The organism is Helcococcus sueciensis DSM 17243 (assembly GCF_000423145.1).
GTDB classification, from domain to species: domain Bacteria; phylum Bacillota; class Clostridia; order Tissierellales; family Peptoniphilaceae; genus Helcococcus; species Helcococcus sueciensis.
Map to the genome: position 1 here is coordinate 32,905 of NZ_AUHK01000002.1, position 15,585 is coordinate 48,489.

General features: G+C 32.0%; 31 protein-coding genes. All 31 read left to right on the forward strand.

Features of this window, described 5'->3' with window-relative positions:
• The first annotated feature begins 47 nt into the window (after positions 1–47).
• The 31 genes from rplC to G534_RS0100905 all read left to right on the forward strand — a co-directional run bounded on the left by rplC (position 48) and on the right by G534_RS0100905 (position 15,585).
• On the forward strand, positions 48–680 hold the full coding sequence (gene rplC, locus G534_RS0100755) for a 50S ribosomal protein L3 (protein ID WP_027347419.1): 633 nt from the start codon (positions 48–50) through the stop codon (positions 678–680).
• A gap of 14 nt (positions 681–694) precedes the next feature.
• Positions 695–1,318: a 50S ribosomal protein L4 gene (gene rplD / locus G534_RS0100760; protein WP_027347420.1), complete on the forward strand. Its 624-nt coding sequence runs from the start codon at positions 695–697 to the stop codon at positions 1,316–1,318.
• Complete coding sequence (gene rplW / locus G534_RS0100765; protein ID WP_027347421.1) at positions 1,318–1,611, forward strand: 50S ribosomal protein L23; 294 nt, start codon at positions 1,318–1,320, stop codon at positions 1,609–1,611. The genes rplD and rplW overlap by 1 nt, the downstream gene beginning before the upstream one ends.
• 16 nt (positions 1,612–1,627) lie before the next feature.
• A complete protein-coding gene (rplB, locus tag G534_RS0100770; RefSeq protein WP_027347422.1) occupies positions 1,628–2,461 on the forward strand; it encodes a 50S ribosomal protein L2 in 834 nt (277 codons plus the stop codon).
• Between the two features lie 16 nt (positions 2,462–2,477).
• Positions 2,478–2,762, forward strand: a complete 285-nt coding sequence (gene rpsS, locus G534_RS0100775; RefSeq protein ID WP_027347423.1) for a 30S ribosomal protein S19 — start codon at positions 2,478–2,480, stop codon at positions 2,760–2,762.
• Positions 2,763–2,771: 9 nt separating this feature from the next.
• A complete protein-coding gene (gene rplV, locus G534_RS0100780; RefSeq protein WP_027347424.1) occupies positions 2,772–3,107 on the forward strand; it encodes a 50S ribosomal protein L22 in 336 nt (111 codons plus the stop codon).
• Between the two features lie 8 nt (positions 3,108–3,115).
• Positions 3,116–3,835, forward strand: coding sequence for a 30S ribosomal protein S3 (gene rpsC, locus G534_RS0100785; RefSeq protein ID WP_027347425.1), 720 nt, complete (start codon positions 3,116–3,118; stop codon positions 3,833–3,835).
• Between the two features lie 44 nt (positions 3,836–3,879).
• Positions 3,880–4,311 (forward strand): 50S ribosomal protein L16, encoded by a 432-nt coding sequence (gene rplP, locus G534_RS0100790; protein ID WP_027347426.1) that lies wholly within the window; start codon positions 3,880–3,882, stop codon positions 4,309–4,311.
• Positions 4,311–4,517, forward strand: coding sequence for a 50S ribosomal protein L29 (rpmC, locus tag G534_RS0100795; protein WP_027347427.1), 207 nt, complete (start codon positions 4,311–4,313; stop codon positions 4,515–4,517). The genes rplP and rpmC overlap by 1 nt, the downstream gene beginning before the upstream one ends.
• Before the next feature lies 1 nt (position 4,518).
• A complete protein-coding gene (gene rpsQ / locus G534_RS0100800; RefSeq protein ID WP_027347428.1) occupies positions 4,519–4,773 on the forward strand; it encodes a 30S ribosomal protein S17 in 255 nt (84 codons plus the stop codon).
• 28 nt (positions 4,774–4,801) lie between these two features.
• Positions 4,802–5,170, forward strand: coding sequence for a 50S ribosomal protein L14 (gene rplN, locus G534_RS0100805; protein ID WP_027347429.1), 369 nt, complete (start codon positions 4,802–4,804; stop codon positions 5,168–5,170).
• 9 nt (positions 5,171–5,179) lie between these two features.
• Positions 5,180–5,491, forward strand: coding sequence for a 50S ribosomal protein L24 (gene rplX, locus G534_RS0100810; protein ID WP_027347430.1), 312 nt, complete (start codon positions 5,180–5,182; stop codon positions 5,489–5,491).
• A 12-nt stretch (positions 5,492–5,503) separates the two neighbouring features.
• Entirely contained in the window at positions 5,504–6,046 is a 543-nt protein-coding gene (rplE, locus tag G534_RS0100815) for a 50S ribosomal protein L5 (RefSeq protein WP_027347431.1), read from the forward strand.
• 13 nt (positions 6,047–6,059) lie between these two features.
• Complete coding sequence (locus tag G534_RS0100820; RefSeq protein ID WP_027347432.1) at positions 6,060–6,245, forward strand: type Z 30S ribosomal protein S14; 186 nt, start codon at positions 6,060–6,062, stop codon at positions 6,243–6,245.
• A gap of 16 nt (positions 6,246–6,261) precedes the next feature.
• The gene (rpsH, locus tag G534_RS0100825) at positions 6,262–6,654 is read left to right on the forward strand and encodes a 30S ribosomal protein S8 (protein ID WP_027347433.1); all 393 of its coding nucleotides are present in this window, start codon (positions 6,262–6,264) and stop codon (positions 6,652–6,654) included.
• Between the two features lie 19 nt (positions 6,655–6,673).
• Complete coding sequence (gene rplF, locus G534_RS0100830; RefSeq protein WP_027347434.1) at positions 6,674–7,210, forward strand: 50S ribosomal protein L6; 537 nt, start codon at positions 6,674–6,676, stop codon at positions 7,208–7,210.
• 13 nt (positions 7,211–7,223) lie between these two features.
• Positions 7,224–7,586: a 50S ribosomal protein L18 gene (gene rplR, locus G534_RS0100835; RefSeq protein WP_027347435.1), complete on the forward strand. Its 363-nt coding sequence runs from the start codon at positions 7,224–7,226 to the stop codon at positions 7,584–7,586.
• Between the two features lie 12 nt (positions 7,587–7,598).
• Positions 7,599–8,099 carry a 30S ribosomal protein S5 gene (gene rpsE / locus G534_RS0100840; RefSeq protein ID WP_027347436.1) on the forward strand — a complete coding sequence of 167 codons (501 nt, stop codon included), beginning with the start codon at positions 7,599–7,601 and terminating at the stop codon, positions 8,097–8,099.
• A 9-nt stretch (positions 8,100–8,108) separates the two neighbouring features.
• Positions 8,109–8,291 (forward strand): 50S ribosomal protein L30, encoded by a 183-nt coding sequence (rpmD, locus tag G534_RS0100845; RefSeq protein WP_027347437.1) that lies wholly within the window; start codon positions 8,109–8,111, stop codon positions 8,289–8,291.
• A gap of 10 nt (positions 8,292–8,301) precedes the next feature.
• On the forward strand, positions 8,302–8,751 hold the full coding sequence (gene rplO / locus G534_RS0100850; RefSeq protein WP_027347438.1) for a 50S ribosomal protein L15: 450 nt from the start codon (positions 8,302–8,304) through the stop codon (positions 8,749–8,751).
• A gap of 1 nt (position 8,752) precedes the next feature.
• Complete coding sequence (gene secY / locus G534_RS0100855) at positions 8,753–10,039, forward strand: preprotein translocase subunit SecY (RefSeq protein ID WP_027347439.1); 1,287 nt, start codon at positions 8,753–8,755, stop codon at positions 10,037–10,039.
• A gap of 13 nt (positions 10,040–10,052) precedes the next feature.
• Positions 10,053–10,694 (forward strand): adenylate kinase, encoded by a 642-nt coding sequence (locus tag G534_RS0100860; protein WP_027347440.1) that lies wholly within the window; start codon positions 10,053–10,055, stop codon positions 10,692–10,694.
• A gap of 5 nt (positions 10,695–10,699) precedes the next feature.
• A complete protein-coding gene (locus G534_RS0100865; protein ID WP_034595813.1) occupies positions 10,700–10,999 on the forward strand; it encodes a KOW domain-containing RNA-binding protein in 300 nt (99 codons plus the stop codon).
• Complete coding sequence (infA, locus tag G534_RS0100870) at positions 10,989–11,207, forward strand: translation initiation factor IF-1 (protein ID WP_027347442.1); 219 nt, start codon at positions 10,989–10,991, stop codon at positions 11,205–11,207. Before G534_RS0100865 ends, infA begins: the two co-directional genes overlap by 11 nt.
• A 9-nt stretch (positions 11,208–11,216) precedes the next feature.
• Entirely contained in the window at positions 11,217–11,330 is a 114-nt protein-coding gene (rpmJ, locus tag G534_RS0100875) for a 50S ribosomal protein L36 (protein ID WP_027347443.1), read from the forward strand.
• Positions 11,331–11,340: 10 nt separating this feature from the next.
• Complete coding sequence (rpsM, locus tag G534_RS0100880; protein WP_027347444.1) at positions 11,341–11,685, forward strand: 30S ribosomal protein S13; 345 nt, start codon at positions 11,341–11,343, stop codon at positions 11,683–11,685.
• 10 nt (positions 11,686–11,695) lie between these two features.
• Positions 11,696–12,109: a 30S ribosomal protein S11 gene (gene rpsK / locus G534_RS0100885; protein WP_027347445.1), complete on the forward strand. Its 414-nt coding sequence runs from the start codon at positions 11,696–11,698 to the stop codon at positions 12,107–12,109.
• Positions 12,110–12,123: 14 nt separating this feature from the next.
• Positions 12,124–12,711, forward strand: coding sequence for a 30S ribosomal protein S4 (rpsD, locus tag G534_RS0100890; protein ID WP_027347446.1), 588 nt, complete (start codon positions 12,124–12,126; stop codon positions 12,709–12,711).
• A gap of 25 nt (positions 12,712–12,736) precedes the next feature.
• The gene (locus tag G534_RS0100895) at positions 12,737–13,687 is read left to right on the forward strand and encodes a DNA-directed RNA polymerase subunit alpha (RefSeq protein WP_027347447.1); all 951 of its coding nucleotides are present in this window, start codon (positions 12,737–12,739) and stop codon (positions 13,685–13,687) included.
• Positions 13,688–13,708: 21 nt separating this feature from the next.
• Positions 13,709–14,050 carry a 50S ribosomal protein L17 gene (gene rplQ / locus G534_RS0100900; RefSeq protein WP_027347448.1) on the forward strand — a complete coding sequence of 114 codons (342 nt, stop codon included), beginning with the start codon at positions 13,709–13,711 and terminating at the stop codon, positions 14,048–14,050.
• Between the two features lie 101 nt (positions 14,051–14,151).
• Complete coding sequence (locus tag G534_RS0100905) at positions 14,152–15,585, forward strand: L,D-transpeptidase family protein (RefSeq protein WP_027347449.1); 1,434 nt, start codon at positions 14,152–14,154, stop codon at positions 15,583–15,585.

Sequence of the window (15,585 nt, forward strand, 5' to 3'; positions counted from 1 at the left end):
GGATGATTAAGCTATAAAGTTTAATCCGCTGTAAGAAAGGGGAAAAAATGAAAGGTATATTGGGAAGAAAATTGGGTATGACTCAATTATTCGAAGAATCTGGTAAAGTAGTACCAGTAACAGTAGTTCAAGCTGGTCCAATGGTAGTAACTCAAATCAAAACACAAGAAATTGATGGTTACAAAGCGATTCAAGTTGGATATGTAGAAAGAAAAGAAAAACATGCTAACCAACCAATGAAGGGACATTTTGCTAAAGCTAATGTTGAGTTAAAGAGATATTTAAGAGAATTCTTAGTGGAAAATCCAGAAGAATTTGAATTAGGACAAGAGATTAAAGTAGATGTATTTGAAGAAAAAGACGTTGTAGACGTTGTTGGTACATCTAAAGGTAAAGGTACACAAGGTTCAATTAAAAGACATAACTATGGTAGAGGACCTATGGGACATGGTTCTAAGTCACATAGAATAGCTGGTGCTAGATCTGCAGGTTCATATCCAGCTAGAGTGTTCAAAGGTAGAAAAGGCTCAGGTAAGATGGGTCATGATAGAGTAACAGTGCAAAATCTTGAAGTAGTAAGAGTTGATGCAGATAAAAATCTATTACTTATCAAAGGTGCTATCCCAGGACCAAAAGGTGGACTAGTTACTGTAAAAGAAGCTAAAAAGGCTTCTAAATAGGAAGGAGATAGTAAATGCCTAATGTTAATGTATTAGATATTAAAGGAAACAACGTCGGTTCAATAGATTTACCAGAGTCATTATTTGGTGTCGAAATGAAAGAACACGCTGTATACGAAGTAGTAAAAAATCAATTAGCAAACAAAAGACAAGGTACACACTCAGCTAAAACTCGTGGAGAAGTTAGAGGTGGTGGTAAAAAACCTTGGAGACAAAAAGGTACTGGTAGAGCTAGACAAGGTTCTATAAGATCTCCTCAATGGAGAGGTGGTGGAGTTGTATTCGCACCAAAACCAAGAGATTATTCTTATACAGTTCCTAAAAAAGTAAGAAGAGTTGCTCTTAAAACATTATTAACATCTAAAGTTGTTGAAGATGAAATCATAGTATTAAATGAATTATCATTAGATTCAATAAGTACAAAAAATGCTAAAGCAATTTTAGAAGCTATTAAAGCTGATAAGACAGTATATATCGCAGTAGCAGAAGCTAATGAAAATGTATATAAATCATTCAGAAATATTGAAGGCGTAGAAGTTGTAGTAGTAAACAACATGAATGTATATGATTTAATAAGACATAATACATTAGTGATTACAGAAGCTGCAGTTAAAAAAGCAGAGGAGGTATTCGCATAATGAAATCACCTTACGATATAATCATTAGTCCTATAGTATCAGAAAGATCTATGGATTTAATTGAAGAAAGAAAATATGTATTCAAAGTAGATAAGAAAGCAAACAAGTCAGAAATTAAAGCTGCAATCGAAACAATATTTGATGGTGTGAAGGTAGCTAAAGTTAACACTATGAATATGCTAGGTAAGAAAACTAGATTAGGTAGAATAGAAGGTAAGAAATCTGACTGGAAAAAAGCAATAGTTACATTAAAAGAAGATTCAAAAACTATTGAATTGTTTGAAGAGATGTAATAGTTAGGGGGATTAGATGGCTATTAAAAAATATAAACCAACTTCTGCTGGACTTCGTCAAATGTCAGTGTTATCTTACGATGAACTTACAAAGAAAGCACCTGAAAAATCATTGACAGCTCCATTAAAAAAATCTGGTGGTAGAAATAACGATGGTAGAACTACTTCAAGATTTAGAGGTGGTGGAAACAAGAGAAAATATAGAATTATAGACTTTAAGAGAGATAAAGAAGGAATACCTGGAAAAGTTGCAGCTATTGAATATGATCCTAATAGGACAGCAAATATTGCTCTAATCCACTATGTAGATGGTGAGAAGAGATACATTTTAGCTCCAAACGGATTAAAAGTAGGTGCTACTGTAGAATCTGGTGAAGGTTCTGACATTATGATAGGTAATGCACTACAATTGAAAGATATTCCGGTTGGTACAATAATTCACAATATTGAAATGAAACCTGGAAAAGGTGGACAATTAGTAAGAACAGCTGGAGCAGAAGCTCAATTAGCTGGTAAAGAAGGAAAATATGGTATCGTTAGATTACCTTCAGGAGAAATCAGAAGATTAGATATCAGATGTAAAGCTACAATTGGTCAAGTAGGTAATGTAGAACACGAATTAGTAGTTTTAGGTAAAGCTGGTAAATCTAGATATTTAGGTAGAAGACCACATGTTAGAGGTTCTGCTATGAACCCAGTAGATCACCCTCATGGTGGTGGGGAAGGTAGAACACCAGTTGGTAGACCACAACCTATGACACCTTGGGGTAAGAAATCACGTGGTGTTAAGACAAGAAATATCAAAAAGAAATCAAGCAATGACATTATAAGAAGAAGAAAAGGTAAATAGTCTTAGGAGGTAATAAATGGGTAGATCTCTAAAAAAGGGACCATTTGTAGATGACCACTTAATGAAAAAAGTGGTAGCTTTAAATGAAGCTAACGATAAAAAAGTGATTAAAACTTGGTCAAGAAGATCAACAATATTTCCAGAATTCGTAGGACACACTATTGCGATTCACGATGGAAGAAAACATGTTCCAGTATATGTTACTGAAGATATGGTTGGACATAAATTAGGTGAATTTGTTCCAACAAGAACATATAGAGGTCATGATAAAAATGATAGAACAAGTAGAGTTAAGAAATAGGAGGATAGAATGGAAGTAAGAGCAGAAGCAAGATTCGTTAGAATTTCACCTTTGAAAGTACATTTTATCTGTAGAGAAATAGTTGGAAAAAATGTAGATGAAGCACTTAACATTTTAAGATTCACTCCTAAAAAAGGTGCTAAAATCCTAGAAGATGTATTAAAATCAGCAATAGCAAATGCTGAAAACAATCACAATCTAAATAGAGATAATTTAGTAGTTGACAAAGCTTGGGCAAATGATGGTCCAACCATGAAGAGAATTAGACCTAAAGCAAAAGGTTCAGCTTATCCAATACTTAAAAGAACATCTCATATAGGTGTTGTTGTAAGAGAAGAAGAGTAGGAGGAATAATGGGTCAAAAAGTTAATCCACATGGTATGAGAGTGGGAATTATCAAAGATTGGAATTCTAAATGGTTTGCAGATAAGAAAGATTTTGCAAAATTAATAAAAGAAGATAATGAAATAAGAAAATTCCTTAAGAAAGATCAATATTCTGCAGGTGTATCAAAAATAGATATAGAAAGAACACCAAACAGAATAAAAGTTACAATAAATACAGCTAAACCAGGTATGATTATCGGAAAAGGTGGAGCTGGAGTAGATGAATTAAAAAATAAATTAGAAAAGATGACTAATAAACAAGTTATCGTAAATATAGAAGAAGTAAGAAATACAGCTGTTAATGCTCAATTACAAGCAGAAAAAATAGCTGAAGACTTAGAAAGAAGAATTACTTTTAGAAGAGCTATGAAACAAGCTATCCAAAGAACTATGAAAGCTGGAGCTAAGGGTATTAAAACTCAAGTTTCAGGAAGACTTGGTGGTGCTGATATGGCTAGAACAGAAGGTTATTCAGAAGGTAATATTCCTCTACAAACACTTAGAGCAGATATCGATTATGGATTTGCGGAAGCAGATACAACTTACGGTAAATTAGGTGTTAAAGTTTGGATTTATAAGGGTGAAATTCTTCCAGGTCAAAAATCTGTAGAAGATACAAAGAAACCAAGAAATAACAAGAGAAATTCAAGAGGAAGAGCAAACAATAGAGGAAAAAATAATAAATAAAGATTTATCTCCAATTTATACAATTGGTAGAAGGAGGAAAATTTATGCTAATGCCTAAAAGAGTTAAGCGTAGAAGAGTTCATAGAGGCAGAATGAAAGGAAACGCTCAAAGAGGTAATCAACTTGCATATGGAGAATACGGATTACAAGCATTAGAACCACACTGGATAACTTCTAATCAAATTGAAGCAGCCAGAAGAGCTATGACTAGATATATTAAAAGAGGTGGTCATGTTTGGATAAAAGTATTTCCTGACAAACCAGTAACTAAGAAACCTGCAGAAGTTAGAATGGGTTCTGGTAAAGGTGCTCCTGAATATTGGGTAGCAGTAGTTAAACCAGGTAGAATAATGTTCGAAATGGGTGGAGTTTCTGAAGATATAGCAAGAGAAGCTATGAGACTAGCAGCAGCAAAATTACCAATTAAGACAAAATTTGTTAGTCGTACAGGTCCATCAGAAAGTGAGGGCAATTAATGAAAGCAAAGGATATAAGAAAATTATCTGATCAAGAACTTAATACTAAATTAGTTAGCCTAAAAGAAGAATTATTTAACTTAAGATTTCAACAAGCTACTGGTCAAATTGAAAATGTTAGTTCTATAGGTCATGTAAAACAAGATATTGCAAGAGTAAAAACAATAATAACAGAAAGAAAGTTAAACTTAAACAAGGAGGCTTAAGATGGAAAGAAATTCAAGAAGAACCGTTATCGGTATTGTAGTTTCTGATAAAATGGATAAAACAATTTCTGTAGATGTTTCAAGATCAATTAAGCATCCAGTTTATAAGAAATTTATTACAAGAAGTAAAAAAGTAAAAGCACATGATGAAGAAAATGTTGCTAAAGTAGGCGATAAAGTTTTAGTTATGGAAACTAGACCATTATCTAAAACTAAGAGATTTAGACTTGTTAAAGTCCTAGAAGAAGCTAAATAGACTTTTATTTCTGGAAGAGGAGGATCAAATGATTCAACAAGAAACACGTATGAGAGTTGCTGACAATTCAGGTGCAAAAGAACTACTAGTAATAAAAGTATTAGGCGGTACAAAAAGAAAATACGCAAACATCGGCGACATAGTAGTTTGTTCAGTAAAAAGTGCTACTCCAGGCGGAGTTGTTAAAAAAGGTGCTATTGTTAAAGCTGTTATAGTAAGATCAGTAAGTGGGATTTCTAGAGAAGATGGATCTTATATTAAGTTTGATGACAATGCAGCAGTTATAGTTAAAGATGATAAAAACCCAGCTGGTACACGTATTTTTGGACCTGTAACAAGAGAACTTAGAGCGAATGGTTTTATGAAGATCATATCATTAGCTCCAGAAGTTTTATAGGAGGAAAATATGCATATAAAGACTGGAGATAAAGTACAAGTTATTAAAGGTAAAGATAGAGGAAAAGTTGGTAAAGTATTAGTATCTTTTCCTAAAGAAAATAGAGTAATAGTTGAAGGTGTAAACGTACAAGTTAAACACCAAAAACCAACACAAGCAAACCAACAAGGTGGTATTATTGAAAGAGAAGGAGCAATCCACGCTTCAAATGTACTACTTTATGATGAAAAGCTAGGTAGAGGCGTAAGAACAAGAACAGAAGTAAAAGATGGCAAGAAAGTTCGTGTATCAGCAAAATCTGGCAATAGATTAGATAAATAGAAAGGAGATAAAATGGATTCTAGATTAAAAGTAAAATATAAAGAAGAAGTTTTACCTGCGTTAATGAAAGAATTTAATTACAAAAATGTTATGCAGGCTCCAAAACTAGAAAAAATAGTTATTAATATCGGACTAGGTGAAGCTAAAGATAATGTTAAATTATTAGAATCAGCTGTTGAAGAATTAAGAACTATTACAGGACAACAACCAGTAATTGCTAAAGCAAAAAAATCTGTATCTAACTTTAAATTAAGAGAAGGTCAACCTATCGGTGTTAAAGTTACATTAAGAGGCAGATTAATGAATGACTTTTTTGATAAATTAGTAAACATTTCATTGCCAAGAGTTAGAGACTTTAGAGGAGTTTCACCAAAATCATTTGATGGTAGAGGAAACTATGCTCTAGGTATTAAGGAACAATTAATTTTCCCAGAAATCGTATTTGATCAAATAGAACAAATAAGAGGTATGGACATTATTATTGTTACTACTGCGCAAACTGACGAAGAAGGAAGAGCATTGCTTTCAAAATTAGGCATGCCTTTCATGAAGTAAGTAAGGAGATAATATGGCAAAAAAATCAATGATTGCTAAACAACAAAGAAAACAAAAGTTTTCTACAAGAGAATATACAAGATGTAGTATCTGTGGAAGACCACATTCAGTATTAAAAAAATATGGAATTTGTCGTATATGTTTTAGAGAACTTGCATACAAAGGTGAAATACCTGGTGTAAAAAAATCAAGTTGGTAAGAAGGGGGTAAAATTTATGATGACTGATCCTATAGCAGATATGCTATCAAGAATTAGAAATGGTAATTTAGCAAAACATAAATCAGTTGAAGTACCTGCTTCTAATATTAAGAAAGATCTTGCACAAATCTTATTAGACGAAGGATATATAAAAGGATTCAACGTTACAGAAGATGATAAGCAAGGAATAATTACTATAGATTTAAAATATGTTAATGAACAAAGAGTTATATCTGGATTAAAGAGAATTTCTAAACCAGGACGTAGAGTATATGTGAGTGCACAAGATGTTCCTCAAGTACTAAACGGATTAGGTACAGCAATTATCTCTACATCAAAGGGTGTAATGACAGATAAGAACGCAAGAAAAGAAACTGTTGGCGGCGAAGTAATCTGCTACGTTTGGTAGTTTCAACAAGGAGGAAAAAATGTCAAGAATTGGATTAAAACCAATTGAAATCCCTGCTGGAGTTGAAATTAAATTTGAAAATGGTTTAGTAGAAGTAAAAGGACCTAAAGGAAATTTAAATCAAGAAGTAGGCAGAGGTTTCGTATTAAACATTGAAGATGGACAAGCAACATTAGTAAGACCATCAGAATCAAAAGAAGATAAATCATTACATGGATTATATAGAACATTAATCGAAAATATGATTATTGGTGTTACTGAAGGATATAAAAAACAACTAGAAATAGTTGGTACAGGTTATAGAGCTCAAAAACAAGGGAATAAATTAAATTTATCACTTGGTTTTTCACATCCTCTAATACTTGAAGATCCTGAAGGAATTACTACAGAAGTACCATCTGAAAGAGTTATTATAATAAGTGGTATAGATAAACAATTAGTTGGTAACTATACAGCAAAAATCAGAGCGTTTAGAAGTCCTGAACCATATAAAGGTAAAGGTGTTAAATATGCTGATGAATATGTAAGAAGAAAAGTTGGTAAGACTGGTAAATAGAAAGGAGTATTAAATGGCAAGATTTAATAAAAGTTTAAATAGAAAAGCTAGACATCAAAGAGTAAGAAAAAATTTAAGTGGTACTCCTGAAAGACCAAGATTAAGCGTATATAAGAGTAATGCTAACATTTATGCACAAATTATAGATGATGTTAATGGAGTTACATTAGTAAGTGCATCAACATTAGATAAAGAAATCAAGGGTGAAGGTGTTGGTTCAAATGTTGAATCAGCTAAAAAAGTTGGAGAAGCAATTGCTAAAAGAGCTCTTGATAAAGGCGTTGAAAATGTAGTATTTGATAGATCAGGATATATTTATCACGGCAAAGTAAAAGAACTAGCAGAATCAGCAAGAGAAGCTGGTTTGAAATTCTAGTCGGGAGGAATAATGGCAAGAGATAGAAGAAACACATCAGAATTTGAAGAAAGAGTAGTTGACATCTCTAGAGTTACTAAAGTAGCTAAGGGTGGTAGAACTATGAGATTTTCAGCGCTAGTTGTAGTTGGAAACAAAAAAGGAACTATTGGAGTTGGTATAGGTAAAGCTAACGAAGTTCCAGAAGCTATCAGAAAAGGCGTAGAAGATGCAAAGAAAAATGCAGTAGAAATTGATATAGTAAATGGTACTATTCCTCACGAAATCTACGGAAGACACGGAGCAGGTGTTGTATTTATGAAACCTGCTGCAGAAGGGGTTGGTATTATCGCTGGTGGTCCAGTGCGTGCCGTTTGTGAATTAGCTGGTATCCAAAACATCCGTGCTAAATCTTTAGGTTCATCAAACTCAAAGAGTATGGTAAACGCTACACTTCAAGGATTAAAAGATGTTAAAACAGCTGAAGAAATCGCAAGACTTCGTGGTAAAAGTGTTGAAGAAATACTAAACTAGGAGGCTAGCATGTCAAAATTAGAAATTAAACTAGTAAAAAGTCCAATCGGAAGATTGGAAAAACATCAAAAAACTGTAGAAGCACTTGGACTAAAAAAAGTTGGACAAACTATTGTAAAAGAGTCAAATCCAGCTATTTTAGGAATGGTTAGAGCAATTGATTTTATGGTTGAAGTAAAAGAAGTTGAATAGGAGGTGCACAATGAAATTACATGATTTAAGACCTGCACCAGGCGGTGAAGTTAAAAAGAAAAAAAGAATTGGTCGTGGACACGGTTCAGGATGGGGTAAAACATCTGCTCGTGGTCAAAAAGGTCAAAAGGCTAGATCAGGTGGTGGAGTAAGACCAGGATTTGAAGGTGGTCAAATGCCTCTATTCCAAAGATTACCTAAGAGAGGTTTCACTAATAACTTCAGTAAAGTTTATGGTGAAGTAAACCTAACTCAATTAAATAGATTTGAAGAAGGTACAGAAATAACACCAGAATTATTATTTGAAACTGGATTAGTAAAGAAATCTAAAGCTAAGGACGGTATCAAGGTTTTAGGAACTGGTGAATTAGACAAGAAATTAATAGTAAAAGCTCAAAAGTTTTCTAAATCAGCAGAAGAGAAGATTAATTCTCTAGGAGGAAGGGCAGAGGTGATCTAAGATGCTAAAAACATTCGCTAATGCTTGGAAGATAGAAGATTTAAGAAAGAAAATGATTTTTACTCTTTTAATGGTAGTTGTATTTAGATTTGGTAATATATTACCTCTACCATTTGTTAATAAAGAGATAGTAAAACAAATATATAATGGGACTGCAGGTTCAATTTTAGGATTAGTTAACCAAATTACTGGTGGTGGTTTATCATCACTTTCAGTGTTTGCACTAGGGGTTGGACCATATATTACATCATCAATCGTAGTTCAATTATTAACATTTGCAATCCCTTCATTAGAAGAATTATCTAAACAAGGTGAAGCTGGAAGAAAGAAAATACAAAAGATTACTAAGTATGTAGCTTTAGTATTAGCTATACTTCAAGCTTACGGTATAGTTGTGGGTATATTCAATTTAGCTATCGCTAATGGTGAAGGATTTTTACCAAAATTAGTGGTAATAGTTTCATTAGTAGCTGGATCTCAATTCATAGTATGGATTGGTGAATTAATAACTGAACATGGAATCGGTAATGGTGTATCAATGATTATTTTCTTAGGAATTATATCAAGTATTCCTGATGTTGTAATCGGATGGTTCCAAGGAATTACACAAGGTGTTGTTGGTTATGAATGGTGGAAATTTGTAATACTATTATTAATCACAATAATTTCTGTAATTTTTGTAGTGTTATTGACAGAAGGTGAAAGAAGAGTACCAGTTCAATACGCAAAAAGAGTTGTTGGAAGAAAAATGTATGGTGGTTCATCTACACATATTCCAATAAAAGTTAATATGAGTGGTGTTATGCCTGTTATTTTTGCATCAGCAGTACTTGCATTACCTCAAACTCTTGCATTAATTTTTGGTGGAGGATTTAGAACCTTTGTAGAAAAATGGTTCATTCCTACAGGAACATTAGGAACAATTGTATTTATTATAATTCAATTTGCGATGGTAATTTTATTTGCATATTTTTATAACTCAATTCAATTTAGTCCTTATGAATATTCTAAAAACTTACAACAAAATGGTGGTTTCATTCCAGGTATTAGACCAGGAAAACCAACAACTGATTATTTAGGGAATGTAGTAGGTAGAATAACATTAATCGGTGCTATAGGATTAGGTATTATAGCAGCAGCACCAAGACTAATAAGTCATTTTATGAATGCACATTTAGCACTTGGTGGAACATCAATCATCATTGTAGTTGGTGTAATAATTGAAACACAAAAACAACTAGAAGCAATGATGCAAATGAGACATTATAAAGGTTTCTTAAATAAATAATAAGGAGTAATACATGATATTAATATTATTAGGCCCTCCTGGAGCTGGTAAAGGCTCTCAAGCATCAAAAATTATTGAAGAATTTGGAGTAACTCATATTTCAACTGGAGATATTTTTAGAAAAAATATTAAAGAAGGTACTGAGTTAGGTCTAAAAGTTAAAAAAATTATAGAAGCAGGGTCATTAGTATCCGATGATCTTACAAATGAACTTGTATTTGATAGATTAGCTAAAGAAAATTCAGAATCTGGATTTATGCTAGACGGATATCCAAGAAATATTAATCAAGCGGAAGCTTTAGATTCATGGTTAAAAGAACATGATAAAGAAATTACGAAAGTTATTTATATAGAAGCATCCAATGAAACTTTAATAGGAAGAATATCTGGAAGAAGGGTATGTAAGAACTGTGGTGCAACATATCATATCAAAAACCATCCTCCAAAAGTTGATGGAATATGCGATGTTTGCGGTAGTGAATTAGTTCAAAGACCTGATGATAATGAAGAAACCGCATTAGACAGAATTGAAGTTTATAATAGAAAAACTTCTCCATTGATTGATTACTATGAAAAATCCGGTGTTTTACACAGATTTAATGGTAATTTAGAAATAGATGAAGTTTATGAAGATGTAAGAGATTCTCTGAAGTAATTCATATGATTTTTAATAAAGATAAAACTAAATTGTCACCTGGTCAATTTTGCACATCAAAACAGGGAAGAGACAAAGGAAAAATTTATATCGTATATGAAATTGTCGACGAGGATTATGTCTTACTTGTAAATGGCGAAGATAGAAATATAAAAAATCCTAAGAGGAAAAATCAAAGACATTTACAGAAAGTAAATTCTTGGATAGATGATTTCAATATACTTAAAGAAGAAGATAAACTTGAAGATATAAAGATAAAGAGATCTATAAAATTGAAATTACAGGAGGACAAAATTGGCAAATAAAGATGTTATAGAAGTAACTGGTAAAGTTAAAGAAGCATTACCAAATACAATATTTATTGTAGAACTAGAATCAGGACATCAAATTCAAGCCCATATATCAGGTAAATTAAGAATGAATTATATTAGAATTCTTCCAGGAGATGAGGTTACAGTTGAAATGTCACCTTATGACTTGACTAAGGGAAGAATTACATGGAGAAAGAAATAGGGGGATTATATGAAAGTAAGACCATCAGTAAAGAAAATGTGTGAAAAATGTAAAATTATCAGAAGAAAAGGCAAAGTAATGGTAATTTGCAGTAATCCAAAACACAAACAAAGACAAGGTTAGGAGGCACGACTTGGCAAGAATTTCTGGAGTTGACCTACCAAGAGAAAAGAGAGTTGAAATTGGTTTAACTTATATTTTCGGAATTGGTAGAGCAAGATCAAATAAAATTTTACAAGATGCTGGAGTAAATCCTGATACAAGAGTTAAGGACCTTACAGAAAGCGAATTACAAGCTATAAGAGATCAAATCGATAATTACACATTAGAAGGTGATTTGAGAAGAGATGTTAGTTTAAATATTAAGAGACTACGTGAAATTAACTCATATAGAGGTCGTAGACATAGAATGAATCTACCTGTAAGAGGACAAAATACAAAAAACAATTCAAGAACTCGTAAAGGTAAGAAAAGATAGGGGGTAGAATTTGGCAAAAGCAACAAAAAATGCACGTGGTAAACAAGCTACACGTGTAAGAAGAAGAGATAGAAAGCAAATCGAAAGAGGCCAAGCTCATATCAATTCAACTTTTAACAATACAATGGTTATGTTAACAGATATGAATGGTAATGCTATTTCTTGGTCATCAGCTGGTCAATTAGGTTTTAAAGGCTCTAGAAAATCTACTCCATTTGCAGCTCAACAAGCAGCAGAAGAAGCAGCTAAAAAAGCTATGGAACATGGACTTAAAACTGTTGAAGTATATGTAAAAGGACCAGGTTCTGGTAGAGAATCAGCTATAAGAGCTTTACAAACTGCAGGTTTATCAATTAATAAGATTAAAGACGTTACTCCAATACCTCACAATGGTACAAGACCACCAAAGAAGAGAAGAGTATAGGGAGGATATGATTAATGGCAAAATATAATGGACCAATACTTAAGAGAGCAAGAACACTTGGTGTTGCTCCACAAGTAGTTGGAATAGATAAAAAATCAAATAGAAATCCTAAACAAAGATCAGGTAAATTAAGTGAATATGGTCTTCAATTACAAGAAAAACAAAAAGCGAAATTTATTTATGGTGTTTTAGAAAAACAATTTAGAAGAGTATATAAAGACGCTGAAAAATTACACGGTATTACAGGTGAAAATTTACTACAATTATTAGAATTAAGATTAGATAATGTTGTATATAGAATGGGTTTTGCAAAAACTAGAAATGAAGCAAAACAATTAATATCTCATGGACATTTCTTAGTTAATGGTAAGAAAGTAGATATTCCTTCATATAGAGTTTCTCAAGGTGATGTAATATCTGTTAAAGAAAAATCTAGAAATAATGGAGTTTTCAAATACACTGAAGATAAAGTATGGAACCAAGCAAAATGGGTAAGTGTAGATGTTGAAAAACTTGAAGGTAAAGTAGATTCATTACCTCAAAGAGAAGATATAGATTTTGAAATAAATGAACAATTAATAGTTGAGTTGTATTCAAAATAATAGTTTAAAGCACAGGAGGTAATCCGTGATAGAAAAGCTAAATACTAAAATTGAAATATTAGACATTGATGAAAAAAACAATAGAGGAAGTTTCGTAATTTCACCACTAGAAAGAGGTTATGGAACTACTCTTGGTAACAGTATGAGAAGAGTACTTCTATCATCTCTACCAGGTAGTGCAATATCAAGTATTAAATTTGATGAAGGGGTATTACATGAATTCTCAACTGTTAAAGGTGTGATTGAAGATGTACCTGAAATTATATTAAATATTAAAGGCATAGCAATAAAAAAACTATCAGATAGTGAAGGTCCTATTAATCTAAGATTAGATGTAGAAGGTCCTAAAATTGTTACTGCTGGAGATATTGTAGGTGATGCTGAATTAGAAATTGTAAACAAAGATCACTATATAGCTACTGTAAATGATGAAGGTTCAATACATATGGATCTTCAAGTTTCAGATGGTACAGGATATTCAACAGCAGATCAACACAAGCCTGAAGAATTACAAATTGGTGAAATATCCATTGATTCATCATTTACTCCAGTGGGTAAGGTAAACTTTATTGTTGAAAAAACAAGAGTAGGTCAAACAATTGACTATGATAAACTAACACTTGAAGTAGAAACAAATGGAACAATCACTCCACAAGAAGCTGTATCTGATGGAGCACAAATTTTAATTAATTATCTAAATTTCTTTACTGAATTACCAAATATAGAACAAGAACAAGTAGAAGAAGTTGAAGATGAAGAAGAAATAGATGATAATGAACAAGTATTATCATTAACACTTGAAGAATTAGATTTAAGCCTTAGAGCGTTTAATTGCTTGAAGAGAGCTGGAATCAATACTGTAGGTGAAATTATAGAAGTTCCAGAAGATGAATTAGTTAAAATCAAGAATTTTGGTAAAAAATCATTCCTTGAAGTTAAAGAAAAAATTGAAGGCTTAGGTTTAGAATTAAAATAAAAGTATTAACGAGGAGGCAGTATGTCAAGTTTAAGAAAATTAGGAAGAAGAACTGACCATCGTAATGCAATGTTAAGAAATCTTGTTCAATCAGTATTAGAAAATGGAAGAATTCAAACATCAGTAACTAGAGCTAAAGAAGCTCAAAGATTAACTGATAAAATGATTACATTAGCTAAAAAAGGTGACTTACATTCAAGACGTCAGGCTCTAGCTTTCATCTATGACACAGAAGTTGTAGAGAAATTATTTGACGAATATGGTCCACAATATAAAGATAGAAACGGTGGATATACAAGAGTATTAAGAGTAGGACCTAGAAGAGGCGATGCCACAGAAATGGCAATATTAGAATTAGTATAGTATTTAATTAGGACAGAGCTTTGCCTGTCCTTTTAATATTTTAAATGTTTTATAATATTTGATATAATAGTATAAAATTATAAAAAAATAAGGGAGCTAAAATGAGTAAAACTGTGAAAAAAATTATAATTGGAGTGGTAGTAGTTATTGCTGCTATTTATCTAGTTGGCGCTTTTTATTTTTCTAGTATTACATATCCAAATACAACAGTAAATGGAAATCACAAGGGAATGAAATCTTTTAGTGAAGTATTTTTACCTGAAGATGATGAATTTGTTGTAAATATTAAAGGTAGAGATAATAAAAATCTTGAAATTAATTCTAAAGATATAGATTATAAATTGACTATTAGTGGAAAACCTACTATAGACCAAAATAATTGGTTATGGCCGGTAGAAATACTTCAAAAGCATGATTATGATATTGAATATAATAGCACTATTAATGAAATAAAATTATCAAATATAATTAATAATTCGGAATTATTACAAAATCAAGTTGAACCTAAAAACGCTGAAATTCAAACTAAAGATGGTAAAGCAACTTTAGTAGAAGAAGTTTTAGGATCTAAGATAGATGTAGAAAAATTAAAACAAAGAATTGATACTGCTATTAAAAATAGAGAAGAAGAAGTTGAACTTGATGATGAATATATTAAACCTCAGATATTAAAAGATGATCCAAAACTTGTTTCAGAATATAAAACTTTGAAAAAGTTCGAAGAACAAAAGATTGTTTTTGATTTTGTTGATAGACAATACGAGCTAACAGGGCAAGAATTAATGGATTTATATGATAATACTGACAAAGGTTTTGTTTTAAATGAAGATAGAGCATATAACTATGTATATGATATTGCAAGTGAAACAAACACATATAGCAAACCACATAGATTCAATGCTACAGGATTAGGAGAAATCACTGTTCCTGGTGGAATATATGGTTGGCAAATGGATATAGATAGTACTTTTGAAAATCTAAAGAAAATGCTAACTGAAGGAAAAGGCGGAGATATTGAAATTGAATATCTAAGGGAAGCAAATCATCGTGAAACTAATGATATTGGTGGAACTTATATTGAAATAGACTTATCTAGACAAACTATGTGGTTATACAATGACTATGAATTAGTTATTTCAACACCTATAGTATCAGGAGATGCTAGAGAAATAACATCAGCAACACCTACAGGTGTAAATATGGTTTGGACTAAAGATACTGACAGAGATCTTAAAGGAACATATGAAATTTCCGGTGGAAGTTATACCTATCCAGTTAAATATTGGATGCCAGTGGGTTGGACAAATTCGGGAATACACGATAACTGGAATAGAACAGAATTTGGTGGAGAAATTTATAAATCATGGGGTTCAAATACTTGTATCAATACACCACCTGAAGCTATGAAAGTTATTTTTGAAAATACTCCAATAGGTTCAGCAGTTGTTATATATGAATCAAGCACTAATTTATCTCCAACAGAATGGGAAAAACAAGATATGATAAGATCTGGTAAAACTAGATTGGAATATTAA

Bases quoted from the DNA above. Each gene is read 5' to 3' on its own strand.
- rplX (WP_027347430.1), top strand. From the start codon at position 5,180: ATGCATATAAAGACTGGAGATAAAGTACAAGTTATTAAAGGTAAAGAT.
- secY (WP_027347439.1), top strand. From the start codon at position 8,753: ATGCTAAAAACATTCGCTAATGCTTGGAAGATAGAAGATTTAAGAAAG.
- rplV (WP_027347424.1), top strand. From the start codon at position 2,772: ATGGAAGTAAGAGCAGAAGCAAGATTCGTTAGAATTTCACCTTTGAAA.
- rplR (WP_027347435.1), top strand. From the start codon at position 7,224: ATGGCAAGATTTAATAAAAGTTTAAATAGAAAAGCTAGACATCAAAGA.
- G534_RS0100905 (WP_027347449.1), top strand. From the start codon at position 14,152: ATGAGTAAAACTGTGAAAAAAATTATAATTGGAGTGGTAGTAGTTATT.
- rplB (WP_027347422.1), top strand. From the start codon at position 1,628: ATGGCTATTAAAAAATATAAACCAACTTCTGCTGGACTTCGTCAAATG.
- rplF (WP_027347434.1), top strand. From the start codon at position 6,674: ATGTCAAGAATTGGATTAAAACCAATTGAAATCCCTGCTGGAGTTGAA.
- rplD (WP_027347420.1), top strand. From the start codon at position 695: ATGCCTAATGTTAATGTATTAGATATTAAAGGAAACAACGTCGGTTCA.
- rplP (WP_027347426.1), top strand. From the start codon at position 3,880: ATGCTAATGCCTAAAAGAGTTAAGCGTAGAAGAGTTCATAGAGGCAGA.
- rplQ (WP_027347448.1), top strand. From the start codon at position 13,709: ATGTCAAGTTTAAGAAAATTAGGAAGAAGAACTGACCATCGTAATGCA.
- rplE (WP_027347431.1), top strand. From the start codon at position 5,504: ATGGATTCTAGATTAAAAGTAAAATATAAAGAAGAAGTTTTACCTGCG.
- G534_RS0100865 (WP_034595813.1), top strand. From the start codon at position 10,700: ATGATTTTTAATAAAGATAAAACTAAATTGTCACCTGGTCAATTTTGC.
- rplW (WP_027347421.1), top strand. From the start codon at position 1,318: ATGAAATCACCTTACGATATAATCATTAGTCCTATAGTATCAGAAAGA.
- rpsC (WP_027347425.1), top strand. From the start codon at position 3,116: ATGGGTCAAAAAGTTAATCCACATGGTATGAGAGTGGGAATTATCAAA.
- rpsD (WP_027347446.1), top strand. From the start codon at position 12,124: ATGGCAAAATATAATGGACCAATACTTAAGAGAGCAAGAACACTTGGT.
- rplN (WP_027347429.1), top strand. From the start codon at position 4,802: ATGATTCAACAAGAAACACGTATGAGAGTTGCTGACAATTCAGGTGCA.
- rpsQ (WP_027347428.1), top strand. From the start codon at position 4,519: ATGGAAAGAAATTCAAGAAGAACCGTTATCGGTATTGTAGTTTCTGAT.
- rpmJ (WP_027347443.1), top strand. From the start codon at position 11,217: ATGAAAGTAAGACCATCAGTAAAGAAAATGTGTGAAAAATGTAAAATT.
- rpmD (WP_027347437.1), top strand. From the start codon at position 8,109: ATGTCAAAATTAGAAATTAAACTAGTAAAAAGTCCAATCGGAAGATTG.
- rpsS (WP_027347423.1), top strand. From the start codon at position 2,478: ATGGGTAGATCTCTAAAAAAGGGACCATTTGTAGATGACCACTTAATG.
- rpsE (WP_027347436.1), top strand. From the start codon at position 7,599: ATGGCAAGAGATAGAAGAAACACATCAGAATTTGAAGAAAGAGTAGTT.
- G534_RS0100860 (WP_027347440.1), top strand. From the start codon at position 10,053: ATGATATTAATATTATTAGGCCCTCCTGGAGCTGGTAAAGGCTCTCAA.
- rpmC (WP_027347427.1), top strand. From the start codon at position 4,311: ATGAAAGCAAAGGATATAAGAAAATTATCTGATCAAGAACTTAATACT.
- G534_RS0100820 (WP_027347432.1), top strand. From the start codon at position 6,060: ATGGCAAAAAAATCAATGATTGCTAAACAACAAAGAAAACAAAAGTTT.
- rpsH (WP_027347433.1), top strand. From the start codon at position 6,262: ATGATGACTGATCCTATAGCAGATATGCTATCAAGAATTAGAAATGGT.
- rplO (WP_027347438.1), top strand. From the start codon at position 8,302: ATGAAATTACATGATTTAAGACCTGCACCAGGCGGTGAAGTTAAAAAG.
- rplC (WP_027347419.1), top strand. From the start codon at position 48: ATGAAAGGTATATTGGGAAGAAAATTGGGTATGACTCAATTATTCGAA.